Here is a 26,610-nt window from a genome sequence, read left to right on the forward strand (position 1 = left end):
TTCCTGTCTTCTGGCTGCGCTTATTGAGTGGCTCGAACCATTTGCATGGCTTTTAGCTCGACGTAGTAGGCACGCACCTCATTATAGGCTGCGGCGATCTCGCGCTGTTTTTGCGCATCTTTCAACGCGTCGATGGTGATGCTGCCATCATGGGCCCGAAAGCTGGCCAGCGGCTCTCTCACAAACCCAAGTTTTGGATAGCGCAGCATCGACAGAAGCGAGACAAAGATGTCAGGGCCAACACCGTGATATTCGTTGGTTTGCAGGGGCAACCCGCCCTGATAAAGCGCATCAATCAGCACCTGTTTGCGATACAACGCCGCGCCCGGAGAAATCAAAGACGCGACGATGCTGTCTTCGGCCAGGTGATTTTCAAAAATCCCAGTCGCCGGTAGCCAATCGAGAAATTGGGTCATCATCTGTCGCCCGGTTTTGTCGTCAACGACCTCTGCACCGCTGAAGGCAAATCCTACGTCATCGCCCATGACACTCACACATTTTTCAATGAAGTTGTCTGCGATCCAATCATCGTCATACTGCAAATGCACATATGTGCCATTAGCGTGAAGAATGCCTTCCAACCAGCAGAAATGTGGTCCAAAATCTCGCTCGCGACGCACATAGGTGACTTTGTCGCCATACCCGGCCACGACATCAGGTGTCTTATCCGTGGACCCATGATCCACCACGATGACTTCGCAGGGGAAAGTTTGCGCCAGAGCGCTGTCAATCGCCTTGGGGAGCATGGCTGCGCGGTTGAAAGTCGGGATGACGATGGAAACAGTCTCAGTCATTTACTTCTCCAAGGAGGCTTTTTAGGAGGGACACATCCGGCACCAGCGCATTGTCTGTGCCGATTGGTTTGATGTTCAAAGGAAATGGCGCGAGCGATTGTGCAAATTCCGCGACAGTCTGCGCCTTGCCAGATCCCACATTCACGACACCGTCGAAGGATGAAAAAGCCAAATCGACAAGATGTTGCGCCGCGGTTTTGGCAGGGAGAAAATCGCGCAAGCTGCCCGCGCCATGCAGCTCAAATACCTTCGCAGGGTCGGCATCTGCGAGACGCGTTGTCAGTGCGGGCCGCAGATAGCTGCCGGTTTGCGCGGGGTCGTGGATCGAAAACAGCCGCGCAACACACAGAGATCGCTCAGTCTCGGCACAAATGGAACGTGCCGCCTCCTCGCCCATCAGCTTGGTCTTGCCATAAACAGACGCTGGTGTTGTTGGGGCATCTTCACGAATAGGCTCCGCCTGAGGTGCGTAGACATGGCTGGAAGAGCAATAGAGCAACCGCGCCGATACGCCTGTCTCACGCTCACAGGAAGCCAAAGCGCTCAGAAGGTTGATTGTGCCACCGGCGTTGACAGCATAACCCAGCGCGGGGTTGCTGACCACATCATCAACGGGCACCAGCGCAGCAAGATGGATGACTAGATCGAGGGGGCCCGCAGCCTTTATCGCCTCTGTGGTCTCTGTCAAATTGGTCAAATCCACAGTGTTGCAGATCAGGTCACATTGCGGATGCTGCGCGCGGAGTGCGGTGGTCACATGGCGCCCGACAATACCATTGCTTCCCGTCAGAAAAATACGTTCGGGCCGGTTCATGCGGTGCGCCGTTCCTCTGCTGGGGCCTGTGTTGTTTGCCCAAATAGCGCGAGCATCTTCGCAGCCAAGTCACGGCTTTGTGTTTCGACCTTGTTGCGCGGAATTGGCAAGGTCTTAGGGGCCTGCTGCAGCATGTGGTCAAATGTCGTGCTGACCTGCTGTGCGAAGGACACTTTGTGAACACCATGGGTGCGCAAAGTCTCTTCGTCGTTATGTGGCCGAAACTCTGCCTGTGCGTCTGGGGAGGAATAGTACCGCCCTACCACCAAAGGCAGTCGCGCCATACGAAGTTTCTGGCTCATAAGATGGCGCCAGAACACGCTGTCACCAATCGACAGAATGGGGTCTTCGTTGCCAAAATAACTTGGATACCACCGCCCGGTTTTGTTCAGATCCCAAAGAGTTGCCGGGCCAAATGTGCCCCGCTCCCCGGTGCCACTCCCAAGCCGAAGCGGTTGCGCGTCTTCCAAGGGTTTTGGCGGCCAAGCGGATTCAAAGCCTGTTTGCTTAACTTCTGAAACCGGGAATTGTTGGGTTTGAAACGCATGATCAAAACTGATGATCCATTCGCCTCCAATCAGAGTCGCATTATGCTTTTGCAGTTGGGAGAGCATGATTTCGGCGGCATTGGTCGCCAGACGATCATCCATATTGAGATTCATGACATAGCGCGTACGCGCAAGCGCCACACCTGCTGACCAGGCCTCATAGATTGTCAGTGGTTCAGAAAAGGAATGCCAAGGCGCGTCAAGCCAATCTGGCGCTGTATCGCCGTTGTCAAAGATATAACAAGGTTCTACCTGAACTGACTGTTGCTTTAGGTTTTCCCAATGGGATTTCAGCAACTCTAGTTTGTTCGGTTGTTTATGCCACACTGCGCAGAACACGGTTACTGCGGGGCGTGCCGGTGCGTTCATATCCGGCGCATTATGGGATGCCAGGCGCATTCTGCGTCTCTCAATCTAGTGTTTATACGCCGAAGCGCAGGCCGTTTTGGCCCTTTAACACTCGTTAAATGAGATTGCTTAAATCGTGGTTAATGCGCGAAGGCCCTTCATGAAATTCAGTTGTACCTGATGCAGCTGTTGCCACTTTGTGGAAAGTAAAACGACCCTGTAGAGGCCTTGGCGCTCAGGCCTCAATTAGCTGCGAATGTCCTTGCTCGTTTTGTACCACGCATAGGTCTCTTTGAGCCCCTTCTCGAGAGGTATCTCAGCACGCCATCCCATATTGGCGAGCCGCGATACATCCATCAGCTTGCGTTCGGTTCCGTCCGGCTTGCTCGGATCGGTTTCGATTTTTCCTTTAAAACCGGTAGTATCTGCGATCATCTGAGCCAACTCTAAAATCGACATATCCGTACCGCTGCCTACGTTGATATGGCTGATCATTGGCTCTGTGTTGGCTGTATAGAGCCCCTTGTCCAACTCATGCACAAACAGGCTGGCGCGTGCCATGTCTTCCACGTGCAAAAATTCCCGGCGCGGTCTGCCGCTCCCCCAAATGGTCACACTCTTCGCGTCAGAACGGGCCGCTTCATCAAATCGTCTGATCAGCGCAGGAACAACATGAGAATTTTCCGCATGAAAATTGTCGCCAGGCCCATAGAGGTTCGTTGGCATCACCGATCGGTAATCAACCCCATATTGACGATTGTAACTTTCGCAGAGTTTGATACCCGCGATTTTGGCAATCGCATATGGTTCATTTGTGGCCTCTAACACACCGGTTAGCAAGGAATTTTCCGGCATAGGTTGTTGCACTGCGCGCGGATAGATGCAGCTCGACCCGAGCTGCAAAAGCTTGGGCACACCCACCTCAAAGGCAGCATTGATAACATTGCACTGAATCATCAGGTTTTGGTAGATGAAGTCGGCGGGGAAACTATTGTTGGCGTGGATCCCCCCCACTTTCGCGGCCGCAAGGATCACCTCATCGGGTTTTGCATCTTGCATGAACCGCTGCACTGCAGCCTGATTTGTCAGATCCAGCTCATTCGATGTACGCGTAATCAACTCTATCTTTTCACCCGTAGTTTGACGGGCCTGAAGCTGTCTCAATATGGCACTGCCAACCATTCCTCGGTGGCCAGCAACATATATCTTACGCATTTTCGTTTGCTCCCGGTCTCTACTGTAATGAGCCAATTCACCGCTCAAGTGCCGATTAGGGTCGTAAGCCCAATGCATGCACATCTCAGCGTATACGGCGCTGTATCATATCGCAGCAAACCGTCAACTTAGTGTTATTACGCAACATTTGGGAGGTAAATATCGCGAGAAACGCGCAAGCCGAGCACTACCGACAGGCCGCTGGTGCCTGTATCAGCCCCTGACCAAACACGTCATCTTGGCCCGGCACGCCAATGTCGCGGGTAATCGTGCGCAGGTCTTCTTTAATCTCTTCGACCGAAAACGCTTTCCAACCACTGTTGGCTGCAATGGAAGCTGTGACAAACGGCGTTGCTGCTGAAGTGCCGCTGAGGATCCGTGTGCCGGTGCTGTCTTGCACAAGAATGTCGACACCGGGGGCGGCAACATCAATCTGTGACCCCTGCACGGCCCGATCATAGACCGCTAGCGCACTATCTACCGCCGTCACGGCCACAACATAGGGAAACGCCGCCGGAAACTGCGGCGGGGCGCTGGCGCCTTGATTTCCTGCCGCTGCGACAAAGATCATGCCGTCATTGGCGGCACGCTCCATACCACGGTTGAGCAATTTGTTACGCGGCCCCGCGAGGCTGATGTTGACGACCTCCACATCCTGCTTTGCAAGCCAGTTCACCGCCTCAAGCATCGCGCTGACACCTGCGGTCGTCTCTCCGTCTGGGCCTTGTTCCACCACACCAGCGCTGTAAAGCACCGTATCTGACAGACGCCCCTCTCCAATCAAAAGGCTTGCCATCTGCGCGCCATGCTCGGCGTTGGCAACGGGCTGAGGAGCGACAAAAGTGGTTTGGACAACCCGCCCTGAAGCCAGATGTTCGTGCGCTTGCGGAAGTGCTTTATCTATGAGGCCGACGCGGCGCACCGCGCGGCAGCCGTCGTCCCGCCATCCGATCAGCCCATTCGCGTAGTTGGCGCCGGATGCGGTAAACGGGTTGGCTTGCAGGCGATACACATGATGCGCACCGGCGGTGACCCCCGGCACGGCTTGCTCGATCTGCGCAATTGCTTCGGGTATGGAGAGCCCTTCGGGGATCGTGAAGGCCACCAACACGTCCCCAAGCTCTTCAAGCGGGCGCACTGACCGGGTGACATATCCAAGGTTTTCGGCGTTGCTGATCAGCTCATCTGGCGCGCCAGCAACCATGACAATGAGTTCGCGCGTGTCGCGCACGTCCGCGCGTGCGACCGTAGAGGGACGTGAGCCGACACATGCGGTTAGCAAAAGCGCTCCGAGCAGAACTCCAATAAGTCGCGACATGCACATTCCCTCACCTGTTTGGGTTTAACCCCTATCACGGACGCGCCACGAGGGTCACGATATCTGAGCTCTCCAAAAGGATTTTTCCATCAATGAGAGCTTGTTGCGTCTCAAACTTCACACGAAAGAGTCGCAAAGCGCTCGGCCCATCCGCCAATTGTGCCCCTGCATTATCCAGAAGAGTGCCAATTTCAGCAATGCTGGCCTCTGCCTTAAACGCGATGGCCAATTCGATAGCCGCCTCGGGCTGAGACGCGGTTTGAAATCTTGCCTCATTGGGTGCAAACGACGGCGCAACAAGGAATGCGCCCTGAATAAGTACGGCAACACCAAGGGCAATGGCTGCGATGCGCCAATAATCTGGCTGCGTGGGGGCAGACGTTTCGTTGGATTGAGGCGCATCCGCCAGCGCAACCTCCAGACGCCGCCAGCCAAGCTCACCCGGCGGCATGCCAGTCGCGATCTCGGAAAGCGCGGGCTTGAGGCCTTGCTGTAGGGAGATCTCCGCACGCAGTTTGTCGTTGTGCGCCATCTCCCGTTCGATCTCTTCTACAAGCGCCGGTGCCGCCTGCCCGCGCACAAACGCGGTGACGTCTTCTTCACTGAACCTATGTTCCCATTCATCGCTCATCGATACTCTCGCTTACTTAAGGCACATCGCGTCGCGTGACACGTCTGCCCATTGGTCGACTGGCGCTTCACAAAGGTTCAAAATTACTGCTCCCCTTTGGACAGGCAGCGCATCAGAAGCTGCTTGGCGTGAAAAATGCGCGATTTGATTGTGCCTTCTGGCACGTGTTCGATCTCAGCGATTTCCGCATAGGTCAGCTCTTCGAAGTAGGATAAGTGAATCGCCGCGCGTTGGCGCTCGCCAAGTTTGGTAATACACGCGCGCAGGCGATTGGCATCCTGAGCGGCGGCCACCACGACCTCGGCGATTGGGGCTTCATCCGGAACCGTATCATCCGCGTCCCTCAAGTCGAGCCGCCCGTGTTTGCGCAGGTGATCGACCACTTTGTTGCGGGCGATGGACAGCATCCAAGACCTGACAGAGGCCCTGCCCTCGTAACGTGCAGCGGTCCGCCACACAGTGATCATCGTTTCATGGACAATGTCATTGGCTTCGAACTCATCACTCAAGCGACTGCGCACAAAGCGCCAAACAGCTTCCGAATGCGCCTCATATAAAGCGCGCATGGCTGTCTGGTCACCTGAAGCCACACGAGCGATCAGCGCGCTTTCGAGATCATTTTGCAATGGGGAGCTCATGAGGTTTGGAACAGTGCTCTCAATCAATAAAACAGCTGTATTTTCTGTCACCTAAGGTGAGACTGTCAACCGCTGCTGATACTGGGATTTCGGGGCTTGATGATGAATTTCCGGCTTCCGTTGCAAGTTGGATGGCCAACGCATGACCGATCAAAAGTGTCCTACTGCGAGAAAAGTCACATTTCTTGCAGAGACCCTCTGGACGTCCCCGAAAAGCAAAGTTATACCCGCCACATGTTCTGAGGCAGCTCAGAGATAGATGTTCCGGCGTAGCTCAGCGGTAGAGCAGTTGACTGTTAATCAATTGGTCGTAGGTTCGATCCCTACCGCCGGAGCCATAAAAAGCCCTTAGGTCTCAACGACCTGAGGGCTTTTTTGCTTTTAGGAGCGCTTGCAGGTTCGCTTCGCGCGGACAATGTGCCTCTTGTACCAAGCAGCGCCCTACTCTGGCTCACGCACCGAGGTGACCACCTCTTCTGCGCTGCAGCCAATTTCTTCCATGCAGATCGCCCCGAGCGTTTTGAGCAGAGAGCCTCGCTCTTCGCTGTCCAAGACGCGGTTGGCATGCATCGACGTGATCACCGTGCGGGAGGGCAGCGCCGCGGTGAAACCGCTGCCTTCTGGGACCACGATCCACACAATGGCGGCCTCAGCGTCAAAAACACGTTGGGTGAGCGCGCCGATGCGGGCCTTCAGGCTGGTCTCCACTGATTTAGGCACCTGCCCCGCCTGGACAACGCACATCACAGGGATCACCTCCTCTTGGCCGTCCTGCGGGTATGAAGGGCACTTAGACATGAAACTTCGTGGGAATTGGCGTGCTGCCGGTGTGGGTCCCCCGGCGCGTTTGATTTGCGCCGGGAGGAATGGCTTTTGTGATCAGCCCAAAGCGATCTGACCCGAGAGGTCTCATTTGATCAGATAGAGCGTCAGCTCCGGTATGAACGTCACCATCATCAACGCAAGAAGCATCAAGAGGATAAAGGGCACCACAGAGAGGCTGACCTCAGCAAAGCGCTTTTTGAAGGCGCCTGAGGCAACCAAGAGATTGAGGCCAATGGGCGGCGTCAACAGGCCGATCTCCAAGTTGATGATCATGATGATGCCAAGCTGGATCGGGTGCACACCAAAGTGCTGCGCCGCCGCCAGCATGACCGGCGCAAGCAGCAGGACTGCCGACACCACATCAATCAGACAGCCCACCAGCAACAGCGCCACATTGAGCGCAAGCAGGAAGGCGATCTTGCTGGAGATCACGGTTTGCAGCCACTCTGCAAAGGCGCCGGGAATGCCTTCGATGGCCAGCACCGATTTCAGCGACAGGGCCACGGCCACAATCGGGAAAAGTGTGCCGAGCATCACCGCCGTTGAGACCGCCTCGTCAAAGAAATCTTTGGCTGAAAGCTCGCGATAGACCAGTAGCTCCACCAAGATGGCATAGCCCACGGCCACGGCTGCGGCCTCGGTTGGTGAGAAATAGCCCGTGTAGATGCCGCCAAGCAGGATCACCGGGGTCATCAGCGCAAAGATTCCTTTGCGCACCGCCTCTGCCAGACGCGCTACAGAGAATGTGCCGCGCTCGTTTCCGAGGTTGGTGGTCATGCTGTAGATCGCAAAAATCGCGGTCAGCAGAATGCCCGGAATGATCCCGGCGAGGAAGAGGTTCGCCACATTGGTTTCGGTGACAATCCCGTAGATGATCAGCGGGATCGACGGTGGGATCAGAATGCCCAGTGTGCCCGCCGATGTGACCGCGCCAATGGCGAATTTCTCGGTGTAACCCGCTTCTTTGAGCGCCGGATACATCACCACGCCCACCGCCAGCAACGTAGCCGCTGAGGAGCCGGAAACGGCTGCAAACAGCGCGCAGGACAGCACCGAAGCGATGCCAAGTCCGCCGGGCATCCAATCGGTCGCTGCGCGCACCATCGCGATGAGATCACGTGCGATGGAGCCGCGCGACATCAGCTTGCCTGCGATGATATACATCGGGATCGCCAGCAGGACGTGGTTGTCCATCGAGGACCAGAGGTCTTCGACCACATAAAGGATATCGCCACCGGCCCAGACCAGCTGGATATAGGCAGTCACCACCAGAAGAATGAGAATGACGTTCTGGCGAAGGATCAACAGGCCCAGAACGATGCCAATCAGAATGAGAGCGTCCATATCAAGCGGTCCTCAGCTCGTCTTTTGCCTGAGGATTCAGTGCAAATATGGCGTGTTTGATGGCAGAGGATATCATCGCGTAAGGCACCACGATCTGCACCGGCCAGAGCATCAGATTAACAACCGGCACACGGTCGCCAAAATCGCGGGATTCCAGAACGAACTCCACCGCGTAGTAAGCAATCACAGCAAAAAGCACCGCCGAGATCAGATCGCCGATCCGGTCAATCGCTTTGAAGCGCAGAACACCGTCAGCAAATTCTGGCCGGAAATGCGCACCGCGCCCCGTGGCGAGTGTCAAACCGATCATACCCGCAAGGATGCTGCACAGAATTGCGGTTTGTTGGGCGCCCCAGAGGGATTGAGAGAAAAACTCGCGCGCGACAACATCCGCCAGCAATAGCAAAGTGGTGGCGGCATAAGCCGCCGCCGCCACAATGGCCTCTGCTTTCATCAGAAAACGTAGAAGCAACATCATAGACTTCAGGAACCACAGGCCACTTTGGCCGCGTTGATCTGCTCCAGAATGGAGACAGCCTTCGGACCAAGCTGCTCTGCCAGTTCTTCGCGCAGACCATCCGCAGAGGCGCGCCATTCAGCCGATTCCTCATCGCTCAGACGCGCGACAGGCAACCCTGCACCTTCAAGTTTGCCCAAGAGCGCGCCTTCGGCACCCAGCACGGCAGCAGACAGTGCCGCGCCACCTTCGGTGAAGGCAGACAGCCATTCTTTTTCCTGATCGCTCAGCTTATTGTAGCTGCGCTGAGACACGGCCACAGTGCCAATCAGGCGGGTATGGTTGCTGACAGTGACATTGGGCGCAACTTTATGCGTGCCGATAGCAATGCCAAACACGCCGGGCAGGAAGGCGGCTTCGACGTTGCCGGTCTGCAGTGCCGGGATGGTGTCCGAAGTGCCCATTGGCACACCAACGGCTCCGATCTTGCGAGCAAAGAGCTCGTCTGCGGTGGTGGCGGCCACGCGGACCTTGCGGCCTTCAAGAGCGGATGGTGTGCGTGCTTCGTCTTTGGAGAAGACGATATAGTTGCCAACTTCCATCCATGTCAGTGGCTCCAGACGGGCTTCGCGCAGGCTTGGGCCGAGAATTTCGCTCAGGTGGTTGAAGGCCACACAGCTGCCCTGCTCAACGCTGTCATAGAGGAAGGGAGACGACACCAGATCCATCTCCTGACCGATCAGGGACAGCGGAATGTTGGACACAAGCACCAGATCGACGCGGCCTTTCATGCCTTGGCGCAAAATGGTTTGCTCGTCGCCCAGCTGCGCATCGCCGATGACTTCGATTTTCATCTCACCGCCGGACTCTTCTTCGATCTTTTTCGCCACGCCTTGTGCCCACTGACCCCATGGGGACGACAGCGGCGCAACGGTGGCCAGTTTCAAAGTGGTTTCCGCAAGCGCTGTGCTGCTCATAACGCCCAACGCGAGCGCACAGGTGGTGGCGAATTTGGTAAATTTCATCGGCTTACTCCTCGTTCTTATCCGATCGAAGGAAGGCAGATTGAGAAACCGTTATGCGTTGCAAGCTCTTGCTATCACATCATAAATAACCTCTCCCTCAAGCGCAGATATGCTTAAGGTTGGCTTGATGAGATCACGCAGACAATTGCTGCGCGGCCTGCCCCAACGGTTTTCAGTCGCCTCCCTGGTCCTCCATCGGTATTTATGCTGGAGAGCGAAATTGGATGCTATGTCGCCATAGGCCAGAATTTTGACAATTTAGGACACGGGAAAATTACCGAAGTTAAATCAGCAGGTTATATAGTTAACCTCAGAGGTTCCCTCGCAAGGTGAGCATTGCGTAATGGCGTCCACGCTTTACAGGCTCTTTGGCAAGGTGCACGTTTGAAGGGCAGTACTCTTTTTCACGCAAGACATTGGGAAAACGCGGGGTCGTATGGCTTGCATCTGACCGGAAAAATCGGACATATGTGAAGCACTGTGACGATCGCCTTTTGCATAGGCGCTTTCGGACGTACTGGAGCAGTTTTGGAAGACAGGATCTACCATACGGCCAAGCTCAACGCGGCCTTGGCAGCATTGAAAAAACGGGGCATCGACACGGCGCATGTCTTTGAAGGCACTGAGCTTGAGCCCCATGCATTGAAAGACGGCGCTCTGCGCGTCTCGTCAGCGCAGATATTGCATGCCCTCAGGAATATCTCTGAACGGTTCTGGCACCCGCATTTACCCTATGAGATCGGCAGCCACATCCGAATTTCCGCTTACGGCATGTACGGTTACGCGGTGCTTTGCAGCACAAACTATCTAGAGACCGTGGCTTTCGCGCGCAAGTTTCACCATCTGGCGGCTCCAACGTCCCGACTGGCGTTTTCCTTTGAGGACGGCGCACAGGGATGGGAAGCAGAACCGCTTGGCGCGGCTTATGCGGATCGGGCGTTTTATACCTTCCTCGTGAACCTGCAGATGGGCATCTTCAATGCGCTGCACAATGATGTGGTTGGGGATCGGTTTCACTCAGACCTGATTGAGCTGCGCTATCCTGAGGACAGCGATTACACTTTGCCGCCGGAGGCCGCCAAAGAGATCCGGTACGGGGCCGCGCAAAACCGCTTCCATGTGTCGCCCGATTGGTTTGAGCGCCCGCTTGAGCGTGGGAACACTGTGACATTTCAGAGCGTTGTGCAGATGTGTGAAAGGGAGTTGTCCGAGCTTAACCAGCAAAACGCCGTCTCAGCTCAGGTCCGCAATACTCTGCTGCAAAGCGGTTGTTTGTCCTCCAGCATGGAAGAGATTGCCGACCGCATGAACCTCACGAGCCGCACCCTGCGTCGGCATCTGAAGCGCGAAGAAACAACCTTTAGCGATATTGTCGATATGACGCGCACCGAACTTGCGGTGAAGTATTTGCGCGAGGCGGATCTGAGCATCGAAGAGATCGCCCGTGTTCTGGGCTTCTCTGAGACCGCAAGCTTTGTGCGCGCCTTCAAGCGCTGTACCGGTAAGACCCCCAAAGCCTACCGGATTTCTGCATAAAATCACGCGCCAAGATCTGCTCTCGGCGCGTGCGGGATTTTAGCCCTCAGAGGACGGTGCATAAGCTGCCGGATCCACATGGCTTGGTCGGCCGGGCAGAGACAGCGCTGTCATCTGCGGGGCGTTCTGTGCAATCACCTTGCCGCTGCGGATCACCGCCAGACGATGCGCCCGCAGGCGGATCGCTTCAATCGGGTCTTGGGCCTGCAAGAGCACCATGTTGGCGCGACAGCCCGGGGCCAGGCCGTACCCTTCCAGCCCCATGATTTTGGCGGAGTTGGTGGTCACAGCCTCAAAACACCACGCCATATCCTCGCGGCTGGAGAGCTGCCCCACATGCAGCCCCATGAAGGCCACATCAAGCATGTCCGCCTTACCAAGCGAATACCACGGGTCCATCACACAGTCAGAACCAAAGCCCACGGTGATGCCCGCATCACGCAGCTCGCGCACACGGGTCTGGCCTCGGCGTTTGGGATAGGTGTCATGGCGCCCCTGCAACATGATGTTAATCAGCGGATTGGGGATCGCGTGCACACCTGCTTCGACCATCAAGGGGATCAGCTTGGACACGTAGTAGTTGTCCATCGAGTGCATGGAGGTCAGGTGAGAGCCAGCCACCCTGCCCTGCAGCCCCAGCCGCTGGGTCTCGTAGGCCAGCGTTTCGATTTGGCGGCTGTGCGGATCGTCACTTTCATCACAATGCATGTCGACCATCAGACCGCGCTCTGCCGCAATCTCACAAAGCTGACGCACGGACTCTGCGCCATCGGCCATGGTGCGCTCAAAATGCGGGATGCCGCCGACCACATCCACACCCATATCAAGCGCACGAATGGTGTTTGCCATGGCTGTCGGGTCGCGTAGCACGCCATCCTGCGGGAAGGCCACGAGCTGCAATTCGATGTAGTCCTTGACCTGCTCGCGCACCTCCAGCAGCGCCCGAACCCCTTTCAGTTCGTCATCGCAAGTGTCTACATGGGTGCGGATCGCACCAAGCCCCATAGAGGCCGCCAGGTCGCAATAGCGCATGGCCCGCGCGATGATGTCTTCAACGCTTTGGATCGGCTTCAACTCGCCCCAAAGCGCGATGCCTTCCAGCAAGGTGCCAGAGACATTCATGCGCGGCGTGCCAAGCGACAGCGTGGCGTCCATGTGAAAATGCGGATCCACAAAGGGCGGCGACACAAGGTTCCCGCCGACATCGATCACTTCTTGGGCCTCAGCTGTGATGCCCGCCTCAACAGCGGCAATCACACCTTCCTTAACGGCGATGTCTTGCCCCTTGCGCCCATCTGGCAGACTGGCGTTTTTGACAATCAGATCAAACATTTCTCAATCCTCAACGTTGACCTTTGAACCATGGCGCCAGAAGCGCGCGCGGATAATCGGCGCGGCGGGCGGCCACAACAAGGGCAATAATGGACAACACATAAGGTGCGGCCAGAAACGCCTGGCTTGGGATCACGGCACCAACTTCGGTTTGCAGCCGCACCTGAAGCGCGTCAAATGCCCCAAACAGCAAGGCCCCCAGCAGCGCTTTGCCCGGCCGCCAGCTTGCGAAAATCACAAGCGCAATGCAGATCCAGCCGCGCCCGTTCACCATGCCAAAGAAGAAGGCATCAAAGGCCGACATGGTGAGGAACGCACCGCCAAGCGCCATCAGCGCGGAACCGGCCACAACTGCACCAATCCGCAAGCCATAAACCGAGAGCCCTTGCGCATCGACACTGTCCGGATTGTCGCCCACCGCCTGAATGGCAACGCCAAGAGGCGTACGGTAAAGCACGTACCAAATGACCACGACCATCAGCAGCGCGAGCCAGGTCAACGCTGTCTGTTGAAACAGCACTGGCCCCAGAAACGGCAAGTCAGACAGCACCGGAATATCAAGCGCACGGAAGGGCTCGATGCGTGGTGGTGAAGAGACATTGGGCAAGGCGGTGCGGTAGGTGAAATAGCTCACTGAGGTGGCAAACAGCGTGACCCCAAGGCCTGAAACGTGTTGACTGAGGCCCAATGGCACGGTCAGCAGCGCATGGATGAGGCCAAAGAAGGCCCCCGCTCCTGCGGCGACCAAGACCCCGCCCCAAAGACCTGCGCCCAGCCAGACAGCCATCCACCCCGACATGGCGCCAGCCACAAAAACCCCTTCGATACCAAGGTTTAACACGCCAGACTTCTCACAAAGAAGCGCGCCGAGCACGCCAAATATCAGCGGAGTTGCGATGCGCAGAGAGGCGGCCCAGAAGCTTTCACTCAACAGGATGTTCAGAATATCCATCATGCGCCTTCTCCTTTGCCGGAAGCCACGCGCGCGATGCGGAAACGGGCGAAGAAGCCCCCGATCAGCACGCAGAGCAAAGACATCGCAACCACCAGATCCGCCAGATATGACGACACGCCCATGGCGCGGCTCATGGAATCTGCCCCAACAAAGACCGACGCAATGAACAAAGCGGAGATCACCACGCCCACCGGCGACAGCCCCGCGAGCATCGCAACCACAATGCCGGTGTAGCCAAAGCCTGGAGAGAGATCGGCGGTCAAATAACCTTTCAGACCCGCCACTTCGCTCACGCCAGCCATGCCAGCCAGCGCACCGGAGACAATGGCGACGCTCATCATGGTGCGGTTTACCGGGATACCTGCATGGCGTGCGGCAGCGGCGTTTTCACCAACCGCGCGCAATTTGAAGCCCCAAACGGAGCGGGTGAGCATGAATTGCGCCACCACCGCACAGAAGAGCGCGATGAACAGCCCGCTGTGCACGCGCATCCGCTCCATCAGCGGCGGTAACATGCCTTGATCCAGTATGGGCGCGCTTTGTGGCCAGCCCAGCCCCATGGGATCCTGCAACGGGCCTTCCAGCATATATTGTAGGAAAATCAAGATGATGAAGTTCAAAAGCAAGGTGGTCACCACCTCGTCCGCGCCAAAGCGGGTCTTCAGCGCAGTGGAGGCCACCATGCCCGCTGCCCCCGCGGCACAACCGCAGAGAATGATGGTTGGAACCAACACAATGGCGGGCACATCTAGAAACCCGGCACCCACGGCCACGGCGGCCATGGCACCAAGATAAAGCTGGCCTTCGGCACCAATGTTCCAGAGCCGCGCGCGGAACGCGAGTGCAGCGGCGAGCCCGGTGAAGATCAAAGGCGTCGCGCGGGTCAGCATTTCGGTGAAAGCAAAGGTGGAGCCAAAGACCCCGCGAAACATTTCGCCGTATGCTGTCGCAACATTGGCTCCGGCAAACATCAACGGCACCGCGGCTAAGGCCAAGGCTATCAAGGCTGACAGCACCGGAATGCCCAGTGTCAAAGCGCGCGAAGGCGCATTTCGTGGCTCGATGCGGATCATTCGTATTCTCCTGCCATCATCAGGCCGATTTCCTCTCGGTCTCTTGTAAAGGCTTCGATCAGCTCACCGTCATGGATCACCATGATCCGGTCCGACAGGCCAAGCAGCTCGTCCAGATCTTCGGAGATCAGCACCACACCGGCCCCTTGTTTGCGCGCCTCAAGCAAGCGACGGGCCACCTCAGCCGCCGCGCCCATATCAAGGCCCCGTGTCGGCTGATTGGCCAGAATGAGCTTGGGCGATTGTTCAAACACCCGCGCCAGAATGAGCTTCTGGATATTGCCGCCAGACAGCAGCCGTGCCCGCGCGCTCACGCCCGGGCCGCGCACGTCATAGGCTTCCGTCAAACGCGCGGCGTTCTCAGCAATCGCCTCACGTTTCAGAATACCGCCGGACTGCACTTCAGGATCATTCAACCGCTCGATCACCATGTTCTCAGCCACACTCATGGAGCCGACAATGCCGTCATGGTGGCGGTCTTCGGGGATGCGCCCCACCCCCGCTTTGATCATCGCAGAAGGGTTGCCATGGGCAATCGCTTCGCCGTCGATTCTAAACACCCCGTTGCTGGGGATGTTCAGGCCAGAGATCAGCCCGGCAAGCGCGCTTTGCCCGTTGCCCGATACACCGGCAACACCAAGGATTTCATGGCGCGCGACCTGAAAGCTCACGTTGGTCAGGCTGTCGCGTTTTGAACGGCCCGTCACTGAGACATTTTCAAGAGTCATGATCGGCGCACCGGGCGTCATGTCCTCGCGCTGGGTTTCGGGCGTGTCCGCGCCCACCATCATGCGCGCAATGCTGCGTTCATCCGCATCTTTGGTGGCGATCTCGCCCACTTTCACACCATGGCGCAGCACCGCGATGCGATGGGAAAACGCGAGCACTTCGCGCAGCTTGTGAGAAATAAAGATCACAGACAATCCGCGCTTTGTCATCGCGCCGATATTCTCAAAAAGCGTGTCCGCTTCTTGCGGCGTCAAGACAGCGGTCGGCTCGTCCAACACCAGAATGCGCACATCGCGGTAAAGCGCCTTCAGGATTTCGACACGCTGCCGTTCCCCCACTGACAACCGCCCGACAGGCACATCCAGAGCGACCTGCAAGCCTGTGTCAGACATGATCTTTTCGATCTTACTGCGTGCCATAGCACTGTCGCGACGCAACCGCCAAAGCGGCTCTGAGCCAAGCACAATATTGTCGAGCGCATTGAGGTTTTCGGCCAAGGTAAAGTGCTGGTGCACCATGCCGATGCCCGCAGAGAGCGCCGCCTGCGGATGGCCCAGCGTGAGTGGCTCGATCGCGCCAATTTCGTTGCGCACATCAATGGCGCCGCTGTCCGGCAAGTAGTGGCCGAAAAGCATATTCATCAACGTGGTTTTGCCGGCACCGTTTTCACCAAGCAGCGCCAGCACCTCACCCTGATGCAAATCAAGGCTCACGTCGTCATTAGCCACAACCGAGCCAAATCGCTTGGAGAGCCCTTTGAGGGATAGAACAATTGTCTGTGTCATGGATGTGCGAGGCCGGCGGATGGCCGGCCTCCTATGTCATCAGTTGTCAGACACGGGGCGTGCGTCGTTCACGTTTACACGGAACAGGCCGTCCATGATCTCGGTCTCCTTGGCACGCACAGCGTCGACCACCTCGGCAGGCACCAAAGCCTCATCCAGCACCAGAGAGCCGCCGCCGTAGGCCATGTAGCTGTATTGACCATAGTCCGCCGCCTCAAAGCTGCCGCCTTTGACGTTGGCGATGGCTTTGTCGATGGTGGCTTCCATGTGCCACAGGGCCGAGGCCAGAATGGTGCCCGGATAGTCACCGGAGGTGTCAATCACGTTGCCCACGGCCTTCACGCCGCGTTCCACAGCCGCGTCAGACACGCCAAAGCGCTCCGCATACATCACATCCGCACCCGCATCCATCATCGCAAAGGCGCTCTCTTTGGCTTTGGGTGGATCATACCAGCTGTCGATGAAGTTCACGATGAACTTAACTTCTGGATTCACCTCGCGCGCGCCATCCATGAAGGCATGCATCAGACGGTTCACCTCTGGAATGGCGTAGCCGCCAACCATGCCGATCACATTGCTTTCCGTCGCCTTGCCCGCAATCATGCCAGACAGGTAGCTAGGCTCGTGAATCCAGTTGTCAAACACCGAGAAATTCGGTGCAACCGGGCCAAAGGACGAGCCCATCAGGAAGGCGGTTTCAGGATAATCCTTTGCCACTTTGCGCGCCGCACGTTCAAGGCCAAAGACTTCGCCGACAACCAGCTGCGCGCCCTGCTCCGCATATTCCCGCATCACGCGCTCATAGTCGGAGTTGGCCACGTTTTCAGAAAATGTGTACTCGATGTCGCCACGCTCAGCCGCTGCGTTCAGCGCCTTGTGAATGCGGCTGATCCATTGCTGCTCGACGGGCAGCGTGTAGATCGCAGAGACTTTCACCGCGTCTGCCACTGCCGCACCTGCGCCAGCGACCAGACCAAAGCCCAATGCCGACGCCAGCAATGAGCGCCGGTTTAAATTGCCTATTTTACTCATCTTTTTCCCCTGTTGGTGGCTTGTGAAACAACCGTTCGTGTTTTTACTTCTTGGTCAAGTTTCAGGTGGAAGCACGTTAACACATTTCCTCCGCCGCCCAAGAGCTTTGCCAAAAAAAATGGCACAGCTCAAAATATGCGCATTTCGATCCGTGAACTTAGAGATTGTGGCAGCTCATGTCCTGCGAGTTCGGTTTTTCCGAAAGTTAGCCTTCGGCAATGGCCCTGACAGCTTCAGAAACAGCGCGCTTGGTCAGCGCCAGATCATCTTCCGTCAACGCAAGCGACGGATAGAGTTTGCCCGGAGATTTGAACACGCCATGAGCGCGCAAGGTGGCATTATAGAGCGCGTTTTGTTGCGGCACATCGTGCTGTGCGCTGCGATAGTCCCGGCAAGGTGAACCTGTGAAATAGAGATCAAACAGCGTTTCATCTCCAACGATCTGATGGGTGATCCCAGCGGATGTGAGCGCAGTGCGTTGCATCTCCTGCAGCCTGCGCCCGGTTTCACGCAGCTTGTCATAGGTGCCTTCCCGCCGCAGCACCTCCATGGTCTTCAGCCCGGCTGTGGCGGCGACAGGATTGCCGGACAATGTGCCAAGCTGCATGAGCCATTTTTCCGGGCCGATGACGGGCTTGTCAAAATGCGCCATGATCTCGCGACTGGCCCCAAGAGCGGCGAGCGGAAAGCCGCCCCCGATGATTTTGCCAAGGGTGCAAATATCTGGCGTCACGCCATAACGCTCCTGTGCCCCACCATAGGCCAGCCGAAATCCGGTGACAATTTCATCAAATATCAGCAACACGTGGTGCTTGTCACAGAGCGCGCGCAGCCCCTGCAGAAAACCTGGTTCCGGCGGGATAATGCGTTGCAGCGGCTCCACGATAATTGCCGCGATATCCGCATGTTCTGAGAGCAGCGCCGCCACGGCGTCCAGATCATTAAAGGGCGCGATCAGCATCTGATCCGCCACGCCTTGTGGAATGCCTGCACTGTCAGGCACAGCTTGCGGAAAGTTCACGCGCTTACTAGGGGCAAGGCTCATCTGCGCCTCTGCACTCATCCCGTGGTAGCCGCCCTCAAACTTCAGGATCTTGTCGCGGCCGGTATAGGCCCGCGCCAGACGGATGGCATACATATCCGCCTCCCCGCCAGAGGTCACAAAACGCACCTGCTCACAACAGGGCACCGCCTCCCCGATCGCTTCTGCCAGTTCGATACCCTTGGCGTTATTGGCAAAAAACGTCATGCCATTCGGCAGTTGCTCAAGCACGGCCTCCATAACTTCCGGATGGCCATGACCCAAAAGCATCGGACCGGAGCCAATCAGATAGTCGACGTATTCCTTGCCGTTTTCATCCCAGACCCGGCTGCCCTCACCACGTGCGATGATGATGTCGGCGTCAAAATTGCCAAATCCCCCCGCAGGCAGAACTTCCTGCGCGCGCGCGATCCACTCCGCTTGGCTGTGCACTCTGTTCATCATTCACTCCAGCTCTAAAATTGGCGATCCCAAGACATCCAGATCCGGCGTTACCCCCAATCCCGGCCCTTCCGGCGGCGCAATACGGCCTGCGCTGCGTGTTGGCGCCTCAGGGCACAGCCGTGGGCTGACGTAGCCTGAAAGATCACAGGTGTTCAGCAGCGCGCCTTTGGGTGTTGAGGCCGCAAAATGCAGCGCCGCGGCGGTCACAATGTCAGAGCCCCAGGTGCATTCAGCACAAATCTCAGCCCCAAGATGCACCGTGAGATCCCGTGCGCGGCGCATGGCGGATAGCCCGCCAAATTTGGAGAGTTTCAAGGCCACCGCATCCATGATGCCAAGCTCATAGGCCGTCAACAAAGTGGCCAAATCATGCGCGCCCTCATCCAGTTTCATGGGCAAACCGGTGGCTTGTCGCACCGCCGCGCAGTCCTCTAGCGTCTTGCAGGGCTGTTCCAGCATCACATCCAGATGCGCGACCGCGCGCCCTGTGCGCGTGGCCTGCAGACGCGTTGCCCCGCAGTTCCAGTCGCCATAGACAATCGGCCCCATGCCCACGGCCTCGCGCACCTTGATCAGACGTTCCGCATCCGCTTGCCAGTCTGCATCCGCGCCCAGCTTCACCTGAAACTGCCGAATGCCTGTGGCGTAGGCCTCCCGGGCTATCCTTGCCATCTCATCCGGCGCAATACAGGTGATCGAATGATAAAGCGGCATATCCCGCCGCGTGCGCCCGCCGAGCAAGGCATAGAGCGGTTGCTCCGTGATCTTACCCCAAAGATCCCAAAGCGCGATATCCACGAGGGATTTGGCATCCGGGTGGCCGATCAGATGGGCGTCCAGTCGATGCATCAGCGCATCCACGCCTGCCAGCTCGGCCCCGAGGATTTCCGGCGCCATTTCGACAATCGCACTGGGTACACCCTTTGCAAAGGCAGGCAGGTAATGCGGGATCGGGCAGACCTCGCCCCACCCTTTCAGGCCCTCATTTGTCTCAAGACACAGCACATGGCTTGCCACGGTCGTGCAGCTTTTGCGCTCAGCCATGTAGTAGTTTTCATGGCTGGTCAGGTCCACGGACCAGAGCGAAAGCTTGACTACGGACATGTGGCCACCTCGCGCACATCCGCTCTCGGGCGCAGACTGTCTGGATCATAGGCCGGTTGCCCAAGCACACGCGCCTGTCGCGGCTGCCCATGAATGACCACCTCCAGATCTGTGCCGGGCGCTGCGGCCGCTGGTTTCACATAGGCAAAAGCGAGAATTTTGCCGACAGCTGGCCCATATGCGACAGAGCTTGTCGCCCCGACCACCTCACCATTGTGCAGAACCGCCTCGCCGCCATGGCCGTCAATTTCCCCGTCGGGCTCAATTTCTAGGTAAGCACAGACCCAAGGCAGATCCTGGTTCAGGGTAAACTCCCGCCCGAGGAACGCTTTGTCCGTGCGCACAAACCTTAACACGTTTGCCTCCGCCAATGTGACCTCATTGGTCAGCTCTCCGGCGCCTTTGAAACCCTTCTCCATGCGCATCACGTTCATGGCGAAGCTGCCATAATCCGCGATCCCATGCGGCGCGCCAGCAGCCCAGAGCGCGTTGTAAACGTCCAGACAGGCCTCGGCAGGCATGTGCAACTCCCAGCCCAGCTCTCCGGCATAAGACATGCGCAGCGCCCAGACCTGATGCCCCGCGACGGTGATCTCCTGAGCAGACAGCCAGCGGAACGTAGCGTTGGACAAATCTGTTTCCGTACAAGCACCGAGCACGTCTCGGCTCTTTGGTCCGTTGAGCGACACTGCCGCCCAGGCTTCTGAAAGCGGCGTCACCACCACCTGCTCATCGGTACGGTTATGCGCCAGATGGTCCAGAAGGCGTTGTTCAAAAAACGCAGCGCAAACAAGATAATACCGATCTTTATTCATGCGTAGGATTGTTGTTTCCAACTCGATCCGGCCCCGCTTATTGAGCATATGGGTGAGCGTGATTGCCCCATCTTTCTGCGGCATCCGATTGGCAGTCAGCCTGTCCAAAAGCGCGTAGGCATCCGGGCCGGACACCTCAACTTTGGTAAATGCCGTGACATCCATGACACCGACCCGTTCACGTACCGCTTTGACCTCCGCAGCGACCATGTCGTCCACTGCCGTGCGACGGAAGGAGTAGTGATCCTGCTGCGCCACACCGCACCGCGCAAACCAGCGCGGGCGCTCAAAACCATAGACTTCCTCATGCACCGCGCCCTTGGCCTTCAAGGTCTCATAGAGCGGCGAAGGTTTGATCGGTCGCCCCGCCAAGCGGTTGTAATGCGGAAACGGTATCTCATGACGCAGGCAGTAGTCTTCCTCCGCCTTTGTGACTTGCCACGCCTTGCTCGCGTAGCTGCCAAAGCGGCGCGGATCAAACTCCCGCATGGAGATATCCGCCGCCCCATGCACCATCCAGCGCGCCAGCTCACGGGTCAAGCCCGGCCCCCAGCCAATGCCGATTTGCGTGCCACAGCAGCACCAATAATTGCGCATACCCGGCGCAGGGCCGATCAGCGGGTTGCCATCGGGCGGATGGCTGATCGCGCCGTGTACCTCGCGTTGAATGCCTAATTCCGCAAAAATTGGCATACGGTTCAGGCTTTCCTCAAGCCAGGGCATCACGCGGTCATAGTCCGCATCAAACAGCCAGTTTTCATAGTCCCACGGGCAGTGATCATGCCACACGGAATTCGGATTGCTCTTCTCGTAAATCCCGATCAGCCCGCGTTTTTGTTCCATGCGGATATAGCCCGAGACTTTGCGATCATCGCGGATCACCGGCAGCTCACGTTCAAGCGCTGCGAATTCCGGCACAGGTTCGGTGACAAAATAATGATGCGTCATCGAGGTCATCGGCAGCTGCAGCCCAGACCATTCGCCCATCTGCCGCGCATAGGTTCCGCCCGCATTCACCACATGCTCACAGCGGATCGTGCCCTGTTCGGTTTCAACCAGCCATTCGCCACTTGGTGCCTGGGTGATATTGGTAGCACGGCAATGGCGGATGATCCGCACGCCCTTTTGACGCGCGCCTGCCGCCATGGCCATGGTCACATTTGTAGGATCCACATGGCCATCATCCGGCGTGTGCAGAGCGCCCAGAACGCCCTCAAGATTATAGAACGGATGGTGTTTGGCGATCTCATCCGGCCCGACCAGCGAGATATTGAACCCCAGCGCGCGGCCCACCGACAGCGTGTGGCGCAGCCAATCCATTTCATCTTCGTTATAGGCCAGCCGGAACGAGCCGCAGCCATGCCATGTCACGGGTTGGCCTGTCTCCGCCTCAAGCGCGCCGGAATAGAGACCAATGTTGTAGTCCACACATTTGCCAAGGCCAAAGCTGGAGGTCGAATGGGTGATTTGCCCCGCCGCGTGCCATGTGCTGCCGCTGGTCAGCTCTGCCTTCTCAAGCAGAACCGTCTCTGCGCCCCAGCCCTCATGGCCCAGATGATAGGCCAACCCAACGCCCATCACACCGCCACCCACGATGACCACCCGTGCCTGAGTAGGAAATTCCGTTGCCACGTCCGCTTCCTCCTAGCGCATTTTTCTCTCGACAGGCTAAGCGATCAAAAATACCATCGTCAATCATGAATGGTACAAATGTGTCAAATACGATTCTGGAGCGGTTGGCGGAAGAACTGCCTGCGCTAACGCCAGAGACGCGCAAGGCGGCGACCTATGTGCTGGAAAACCCGCGCGATGTGGGCGTTTCCACCGTGCGTGAAATCGCCGAGGCCGCGAATGTGAAACCCAACACAGTTGTGCGCATGGCACGGCAGGTGGGGTTTGAGGGCTACGATGATTTTCGTGACCCGTTTCGCGAGGCGATCCGCCGCGGGGCTGCGGATTTCCCCGACCGTGCGCGTCTACTACAGGACATTCAGAAATCCGGCGATCTGGGCGGGCTTTATGCGGATATGGTGCAGAGCACCCTGCGCAATATTGAAGACAGTTTTGGCGGGATCAGTGCAGAACACCTTCACGCCGCTGCCAAAGCCATCTGGGCCGCTGACAATGTCTTCACGCTCGGCGTGGGGGTCAACAATTCCAACGCCCGCAATTTCACCTATCTGGCCTCCACAGGCATGGTGCGTTTTCACGCGATCCCCAAACCGGGCTCCACGCCCATTGACGATCTGGCCTGGGCGACAGGCAAAGATGTCCTGATAGCCATCACCTGCCGCCCTTACCGCTCTGAGGTGGTGCAGGCGGTGGAAACTGCACGCGATCAAGGCATGTGCATCATCGCCATCTCCGACAGTCCGGCAAGCCCGATCATACGGGCCGCGGATCATGGCTTTGTGGTGTCTTGTGACACGCCACAGTTTTTTCCCTCCTCCGTCAGCATCATCGCGCTCTTGGAGACGCTTTTGTCTTTTGTGATTGCGGTTGCGAGCGACGAGGTGGTGGCGCGTGTCGAAACCTTTCACGCCCGCCGGCACAAACTGGGGCTTTATCATGAGGAAGGGTGATGGCTGACATTCTGCGCTCATTGGAGGCTCGCTATTACACTGATCCGGAGGTCTTCCGGATCGAAACACAGGGTCTTCTGGCGCAGACGTGGCAATTCGCCTGCCATACCTCTGATCTCCCCGATCCGGGCAGCTACACCACCTTTGACATCGCGGGCGAAAGCCTCTTTGCCATCCGGGGTCAGGATCAGAAAATCCGCGTGTTCTACAATGTGTGCCAGCACCGCGCACACCAACTGGTCCAAGGTACAGGCCGCACCCGCGTTGTGGTCTGCCCTTATCACGCATGGACCTATGAGCTTACCGGCCAACTGCGCGCGGGCCCCAATCTAAAGGCCGTGGAAGGTTTCGAGAAATCAACGGTTTGCCTGATGGAAGTTCAGGCAGAAGAGTTCCTTGGTTTTCTCTTCGTGAACCTTGATCCCGAGGCAGCACCGATGGAGGACTGGTTCCCAAACGCACGGGCCGAGCTCTCTGAATGGGTGCCCAATTGGGCCGACCTCAAACCGCTGGAATGGGTCGAAATCCCAGAGCGCTGCAACTGGAAAGTCTCGGTCGAAAACTACTCGGAATGCTATCACTGCGCGCTCAATCATCCGACCTTTGCCAGCGGCGTGGTGAAGCCTGAAACCTACGACATCCAGCCCCAGGGCAAATGCCTGCGTCACACCACCGAATGCCAGAGCCTTGAGGACATGACCTATGACATTCATTCTGGCTTTGAGCATTTTGACGAATATTCCAGCTGGTTTCTCTGGCCGATGTTTTCTTTTCAGGTCTACCCCGGCAATGTGCTGAACACCTATCACTGGCGCGCGGTGGATGCGGATCATGTGGTGGTCTGGCGTGGCTGGTATTCCGTTGGCGGCGCTGAGGATCCGAAGCTGCGCCAGCTTGCCCAGCAAGACCGCGACACGACGGTGGCTGAAGACATCACATTGGTCGAATCCGTGCAGCGCGGCTTGCAATCGCGCGGGTATAAACCCGGCCCGCTGGTGGTCGATCCAAAGGGCGGCGTGAACTCCGAACATCCCGTCATGCACCTGCAACGCTGGATGCGCACGGCAATTGACAAAGCCTCCTCCGGGTGACGCCTCTGAGGATTTCTGCACGGCGGTGATTTTTTCATTTGACAGAGGGTCTTTGCAAACTTAATGGCCAGCGCAGTTTCGTGCAGCGTTGCCGCTGAGAAATGGCTTGGGAGTGTGCTCAGATGAAATGGCTTCATCTTCGTAATGCGGGGCAAATAGAGCCCGCCTAGTCGCCTGCGATCGCGTTATCGCCTGCCCCTTCTTCCATCTTATCAAATATCAGCTAAGGTTTGTTCTCATGTCCCATGAACAGCCGCTCTCTGACTCCATTTACGGCATCGATCGTTGGAGCAAAGGACTGGTCACTGTTCTGCCGAACGGTGATGTCGCGCTTTGTGATCCGGCTTTTCCGGACGCAAAGCCGATCAGCCTGCCCGGCATTCTCGAAGATCTCCAGCAGCGCGGCATCGCAAGCCCGCTATTGCTGCGTGTCAAAAGCTTTCTTGAAGCGGAAATTCGGCACCTCAATGAGAGCTTTGCGCAAGCAATCAGCAAGACCAACTACCGTGGTAGCTATCGTGGTGTCTTCCCGATCAAGGTGAACCAGCAATCGCAAGTGGTTGATCGCATTGTGGAGTTTGGGCGTCAGTATGAATTCGGCCTCGAAGCAGGCAGCAAACCGGAGCTGGTGATTGCTTTGGCGCACCGCCTTTCCAAAGAGGCGCTGATCATTTGCAACGGCGTGAAAGACGCCGAATTTGTCCGTCTTGCGATCCTGTCGCAGCGTTTGGGCTTCAACACCGTCATCGTGCTGGAAAGCCCAAAAGAGGCGGAGATCGTCATCGAGGTCGCCAAAGAGCTTGGCATTGATCCGCTGCTTGGGGTGCGGGTGAAACTCAACAACCAGATCAGCGGCAAATGGCAAAGCAGCTCCGGAGACCGTTCCGCCTTTGGCATGAACACCGATCAGCTTCTGCGCGTGGTGGATCGTCTGCGCAACGAAAACCTGTTGCATTGTCTGAAGCTGCAGCACTCCCATCTTGGCAGTCAGGTGCCGGATGTGAACGATGTGCGCCGCGCCGTCTCTGAGGCCTGCCGTTATTTCACCGAACTCACCCACGAAGGTGTGCCGCTCACCCATCTGGATCTCGGCGGCGGTCTGGGCGTGGACTACACCGGTGAAAAACGCGCCTCTGAAAACTCGATCAACTACACGGTCGAAGAATACTGCGCCAATATCGTGGAAACGGTGGGCTACGCCATGGATGAGGCGGAGCTGCCCCATCCGGTTCTGGTGACGGAAAGCGGCCGTGCGGTCTCTGCCACCTCTTCGATGCTGGTGTTTGATGTTCTCGAGAGCACGCTCTACGACGCACCGGACGCGCCAGAGGTGCAGCCAGACGACCACCATTATGTCACCGACCTTGCGGCGATTGGCGGCTATCTCATTCCGGCGCGCGTGCAGGAATGCTGGAACGACGCGCGGTTCTACCGCGACGAGCTGCGCGCCCTTTTCCGCCGTGGCCATATCGACCTGCGCCAGATGGCGCGTGCGGAGCGCATCTTCCTGCGTTTGATGTCTGATATCAAAGTGATAGCGCGCGAAAGTGAACCAAACAGCGATCTGGATCGAGAGCTGCAACAGGTGGCCGACGTCTACCATTGCAACTTTTCGCTGTTCCAGTCGCTGCCGGATGTCTGGGCCATCGACCAACTGCACCCGATTATCCCGCTGCAGATGCTCAACCAGATGCCGGATCGCCGTGCTGTGCTGTCTGACATCACCTGTGACAGCGATGGCAAGATGGACAAATTCATTCTTGCCGGAGACATCGCACCTTCCTTGCCGGTGCATACCCTGCCCGAAGACCGCCCCTATTGTCTGGGCGTGTTCTTTGTGGGCGCCTATCAGGAAACGCTGGGCGATCTGCACAACCTCTTTGGCGACACCAATGTCGTCACCATCGACCTACGCGCAGATGGCGGCTTTGATCTGCTGCATGAGCAGGAAGGCGACACCATCGCCGAGGTGCTCTCTTATGTGGAATATGACCCGGCCGACTGCATCGCGGCCTTCCGCAAAATGGTGGATGAGGCGATCTCTGCCGGCCACCTGCAATCCAAAGAACGCAAAACCCTCATCGGGGCCTATCGGGGCTCGATGAACGGATACACCTATTTTGAATAACCCTC

General features: G+C 57.4%; 23 protein-coding genes and 1 tRNA gene. 5 read left to right on the forward strand and 19 right to left on the reverse strand.

Features of this window, described 5'->3' with window-relative positions:
• Positions 1-20 precede the first annotated feature (20 nt).
• The 7 genes from J7400_RS10185 to J7400_RS10215 form a co-directional block, all read right to left on the reverse strand.
• Positions 21-794, reverse strand: coding sequence for a glycosyltransferase family 2 protein (locus J7400_RS10185; RefSeq protein ID WP_209062748.1), 774 nt, complete (start codon positions 792-794; stop codon positions 21-23).
• Entirely contained in the window at positions 787-1,608 is an 822-nt protein-coding gene (locus J7400_RS10190; protein WP_209062750.1) for an NAD(P)-dependent oxidoreductase, read from the reverse strand. The genes J7400_RS10185 and J7400_RS10190 overlap by 8 nt, the downstream gene beginning before the upstream one ends.
• Entirely contained in the window at positions 1,605-2,555 is a 951-nt protein-coding gene (locus tag J7400_RS10195; protein ID WP_209062752.1) for a glycosyltransferase family A protein, read from the reverse strand. Before J7400_RS10195 ends, J7400_RS10190 begins: the two co-directional genes overlap by 4 nt.
• Positions 2,556-2,750: 195 nt before the next feature.
• Entirely contained in the window at positions 2,751-3,719 is a 969-nt protein-coding gene (locus J7400_RS10200) for a GDP-L-fucose synthase (RefSeq protein WP_209062754.1), read from the reverse strand.
• Between the two features lie 187 nt (positions 3,720-3,906).
• Positions 3,907-5,037, reverse strand: a complete 1,131-nt coding sequence (locus J7400_RS10205) for a S8 family serine peptidase (protein WP_209062756.1) — start codon at positions 5,035-5,037, stop codon at positions 3,907-3,909.
• A 34-nt stretch (positions 5,038-5,071) separates the two neighbouring features.
• Positions 5,072-5,668: a hypothetical protein gene (locus tag J7400_RS10210; protein ID WP_209062758.1), complete on the reverse strand. Its 597-nt coding sequence runs from the start codon at positions 5,666-5,668 to the stop codon at positions 5,072-5,074.
• Positions 5,669-5,751: 83 nt separating this feature from the next.
• Positions 5,752-6,294, reverse strand: a complete 543-nt coding sequence (locus tag J7400_RS10215; protein WP_247738732.1) for a sigma-70 family RNA polymerase sigma factor — start codon at positions 6,292-6,294, stop codon at positions 5,752-5,754.
• A gap of 275 nt (positions 6,295-6,569) precedes the next feature.
• Between J7400_RS10215 and J7400_RS10220 the strand changes: the two genes are divergently transcribed.
• Positions 6,570-6,644 (forward strand) — tRNA-Asn (locus J7400_RS10220).
• Between the two features lie 103 nt (positions 6,645-6,747).
• Here the strand turns inward: J7400_RS10220 and J7400_RS10225 are convergent.
• The 4 genes from J7400_RS10225 to dctP form a co-directional block, all read right to left on the reverse strand.
• Positions 6,748-7,026 carry a hypothetical protein gene (locus tag J7400_RS10225; protein ID WP_209062763.1) on the reverse strand — a complete coding sequence of 93 codons (279 nt, stop codon included), beginning with the start codon at positions 7,024-7,026 and terminating at the stop codon, positions 6,748-6,750.
• A 189-nt stretch (positions 7,027-7,215) separates the two neighbouring features.
• Complete coding sequence (locus J7400_RS10230; RefSeq protein WP_209062765.1) at positions 7,216-8,475, reverse strand: TRAP transporter large permease subunit; 1,260 nt, start codon at positions 8,473-8,475, stop codon at positions 7,216-7,218.
• A gap of 1 nt (position 8,476) precedes the next feature.
• Complete coding sequence (locus J7400_RS10235) at positions 8,477-8,950, reverse strand: TRAP transporter small permease subunit (protein ID WP_209062767.1); 474 nt, start codon at positions 8,948-8,950, stop codon at positions 8,477-8,479.
• 8 nt (positions 8,951-8,958) lie between these two features.
• The gene (gene dctP, locus J7400_RS10240) at positions 8,959-9,957 is read right to left on the reverse strand and encodes a TRAP transporter substrate-binding protein DctP (RefSeq protein ID WP_209062770.1); all 999 of its coding nucleotides are present in this window, start codon (positions 9,955-9,957) and stop codon (positions 8,959-8,961) included.
• A gap of 528 nt (positions 9,958-10,485) precedes the next feature.
• Between dctP and J7400_RS10245 the strand changes: the two genes are divergently transcribed.
• Positions 10,486-11,493 (forward strand): AraC family transcriptional regulator, encoded by a 1,008-nt coding sequence (locus J7400_RS10245; protein WP_209062772.1) that lies wholly within the window; start codon positions 10,486-10,488, stop codon positions 11,491-11,493.
• Between the two features lie 39 nt (positions 11,494-11,532).
• Here the strand turns inward: J7400_RS10245 and J7400_RS10250 are convergent, their stop codons facing one another.
• The 8 genes from J7400_RS10250 to J7400_RS10285 all read right to left on the reverse strand — a co-directional run bounded on the left by J7400_RS10250 (position 11,533) and on the right by J7400_RS10285 (position 22,436).
• Entirely contained in the window at positions 11,533-12,825 is a 1,293-nt protein-coding gene (locus J7400_RS10250; RefSeq protein WP_209062774.1) for an amidohydrolase family protein, read from the reverse strand.
• Positions 12,826-12,835: 10 nt separating this feature from the next.
• On the reverse strand, positions 12,836-13,777 hold the full coding sequence (locus J7400_RS10255) for an ABC transporter permease (protein ID WP_209063049.1): 942 nt from the start codon (positions 13,775-13,777) through the stop codon (positions 12,836-12,838).
• Entirely contained in the window at positions 13,777-14,850 is a 1,074-nt protein-coding gene (locus J7400_RS10260) for an ABC transporter permease (protein WP_348540173.1), read from the reverse strand. Before J7400_RS10260 ends, J7400_RS10255 begins: the two co-directional genes overlap by 1 nt.
• On the reverse strand, positions 14,850-16,367 hold the full coding sequence (locus tag J7400_RS10265; RefSeq protein ID WP_209062778.1) for an ABC transporter ATP-binding protein: 1,518 nt from the start codon (positions 16,365-16,367) through the stop codon (positions 14,850-14,852). The genes J7400_RS10260 and J7400_RS10265 overlap by 1 nt, the downstream gene beginning before the upstream one ends.
• A 39-nt stretch (positions 16,368-16,406) precedes the next feature.
• Positions 16,407-17,399: a BMP family protein gene (locus tag J7400_RS10270; protein WP_209062781.1), complete on the reverse strand. Its 993-nt coding sequence runs from the start codon at positions 17,397-17,399 to the stop codon at positions 16,407-16,409.
• Between the two features lie 205 nt (positions 17,400-17,604).
• A complete protein-coding gene (locus J7400_RS10275) occupies positions 17,605-18,882 on the reverse strand; it encodes an aminotransferase class III-fold pyridoxal phosphate-dependent enzyme (protein ID WP_209062783.1) in 1,278 nt (425 codons plus the stop codon).
• 3 nt (positions 18,883-18,885) lie between these two features.
• Positions 18,886-19,989: an enolase C-terminal domain-like protein gene (locus tag J7400_RS10280; protein ID WP_209062785.1), complete on the reverse strand. Its 1,104-nt coding sequence runs from the start codon at positions 19,987-19,989 to the stop codon at positions 18,886-18,888.
• A complete protein-coding gene (locus tag J7400_RS10285; protein WP_209062787.1) occupies positions 19,980-22,436 on the reverse strand; it encodes an FAD-dependent oxidoreductase in 2,457 nt (818 codons plus the stop codon). The genes J7400_RS10280 and J7400_RS10285 overlap by 10 nt, the downstream gene beginning before the upstream one ends.
• Before the next feature lie 65 nt (positions 22,437-22,501).
• Here J7400_RS10285 and J7400_RS10290 point away from each other — a divergent pair, with 65 nt between their 5' ends.
• The 3 genes from J7400_RS10290 to speA all read left to right on the forward strand — a co-directional run bounded on the left by J7400_RS10290 (position 22,502) and on the right by speA (position 26,605).
• Positions 22,502-23,386 (forward strand): MurR/RpiR family transcriptional regulator, encoded by an 885-nt coding sequence (locus tag J7400_RS10290; RefSeq protein ID WP_209062789.1) that lies wholly within the window; start codon positions 22,502-22,504, stop codon positions 23,384-23,386.
• The gene (locus J7400_RS10295) at positions 23,386-24,477 is read left to right on the forward strand and encodes an aromatic ring-hydroxylating dioxygenase subunit alpha (protein ID WP_209062791.1); all 1,092 of its coding nucleotides are present in this window, start codon (positions 23,386-23,388) and stop codon (positions 24,475-24,477) included. The genes J7400_RS10290 and J7400_RS10295 overlap by 1 nt, the downstream gene beginning before the upstream one ends.
• A gap of 238 nt (positions 24,478-24,715) precedes the next feature.
• The gene (speA, locus tag J7400_RS10300; protein WP_209062792.1) at positions 24,716-26,605 is read left to right on the forward strand and encodes a biosynthetic arginine decarboxylase; all 1,890 of its coding nucleotides are present in this window, start codon (positions 24,716-24,718) and stop codon (positions 26,603-26,605) included.
• Positions 26,606-26,610: the final 5 nt, after the last annotated feature.

Source organism: Shimia sp. R9_2, assembly GCF_017743735.1.
GTDB lineage: Bacteria > Pseudomonadota > Alphaproteobacteria > Rhodobacterales > Rhodobacteraceae > Shimia.

Bases quoted from the DNA above. Each gene is read 5' to 3' on its own strand.
- J7400_RS10190 (WP_209062750.1), bottom strand. From the start codon at position 1,608: ATGAACCGGCCCGAACGTATTTTTCTGACGGGAAGCAATGGTATTGTC.
- J7400_RS10290 (WP_209062789.1), top strand. From the start codon at position 22,502: ATGAATGGTACAAATGTGTCAAATACGATTCTGGAGCGGTTGGCGGAA.
- J7400_RS10205 (WP_209062756.1), bottom strand. From the start codon at position 5,037: ATGTCGCGACTTATTGGAGTTCTGCTCGGAGCGCTTTTGCTAACCGCA.
- J7400_RS10250 (WP_209062774.1), bottom strand. From the start codon at position 12,825: ATGTTTGATCTGATTGTCAAAAACGCCAGTCTGCCAGATGGGCGCAAG.
- J7400_RS10200 (WP_209062754.1), bottom strand. From the start codon at position 3,719: ATGCGTAAGATATATGTTGCTGGCCACCGAGGAATGGTTGGCAGTGCC.
- J7400_RS10195 (WP_209062752.1), bottom strand. From the start codon at position 2,555: ATGCGCCTGGCATCCCATAATGCGCCGGATATGAACGCACCGGCACGC.
- J7400_RS10295 (WP_209062791.1), top strand. From the start codon at position 23,386: ATGGCTGACATTCTGCGCTCATTGGAGGCTCGCTATTACACTGATCCG.
- speA (WP_209062792.1), top strand. From the start codon at position 24,716: ATGTCCCATGAACAGCCGCTCTCTGACTCCATTTACGGCATCGATCGT.
- J7400_RS10265 (WP_209062778.1), bottom strand. From the start codon at position 16,367: ATGACACAGACAATTGTTCTATCCCTCAAAGGGCTCTCCAAGCGATTT.
- dctP (WP_209062770.1), bottom strand. From the start codon at position 9,957: ATGAAATTTACCAAATTCGCCACCACCTGTGCGCTCGCGTTGGGCGTT.
- J7400_RS10185 (WP_209062748.1), bottom strand. From the start codon at position 794: ATGACTGAGACTGTTTCCATCGTCATCCCGACTTTCAACCGCGCAGCC.
- J7400_RS10255 (WP_209063049.1), bottom strand. From the start codon at position 13,777: ATGGATATTCTGAACATCCTGTTGAGTGAAAGCTTCTGGGCCGCCTCT.
- J7400_RS10230 (WP_209062765.1), bottom strand. From the start codon at position 8,475: ATGGACGCTCTCATTCTGATTGGCATCGTTCTGGGCCTGTTGATCCTT.
- J7400_RS10275 (WP_209062783.1), bottom strand. From the start codon at position 18,882: ATGAACAGAGTGCACAGCCAAGCGGAGTGGATCGCGCGCGCGCAGGAA.
- J7400_RS10235 (WP_209062767.1), bottom strand. From the start codon at position 8,950: ATGTTGCTTCTACGTTTTCTGATGAAAGCAGAGGCCATTGTGGCGGCG.
- J7400_RS10280 (WP_209062785.1), bottom strand. From the start codon at position 19,989: ATGTCCGTAGTCAAGCTTTCGCTCTGGTCCGTGGACCTGACCAGCCAT.
- J7400_RS10270 (WP_209062781.1), bottom strand. From the start codon at position 17,399: ATGAGTAAAATAGGCAATTTAAACCGGCGCTCATTGCTGGCGTCGGCA.
- J7400_RS10210 (WP_209062758.1), bottom strand. From the start codon at position 5,668: ATGAGCGATGAATGGGAACATAGGTTCAGTGAAGAAGACGTCACCGCG.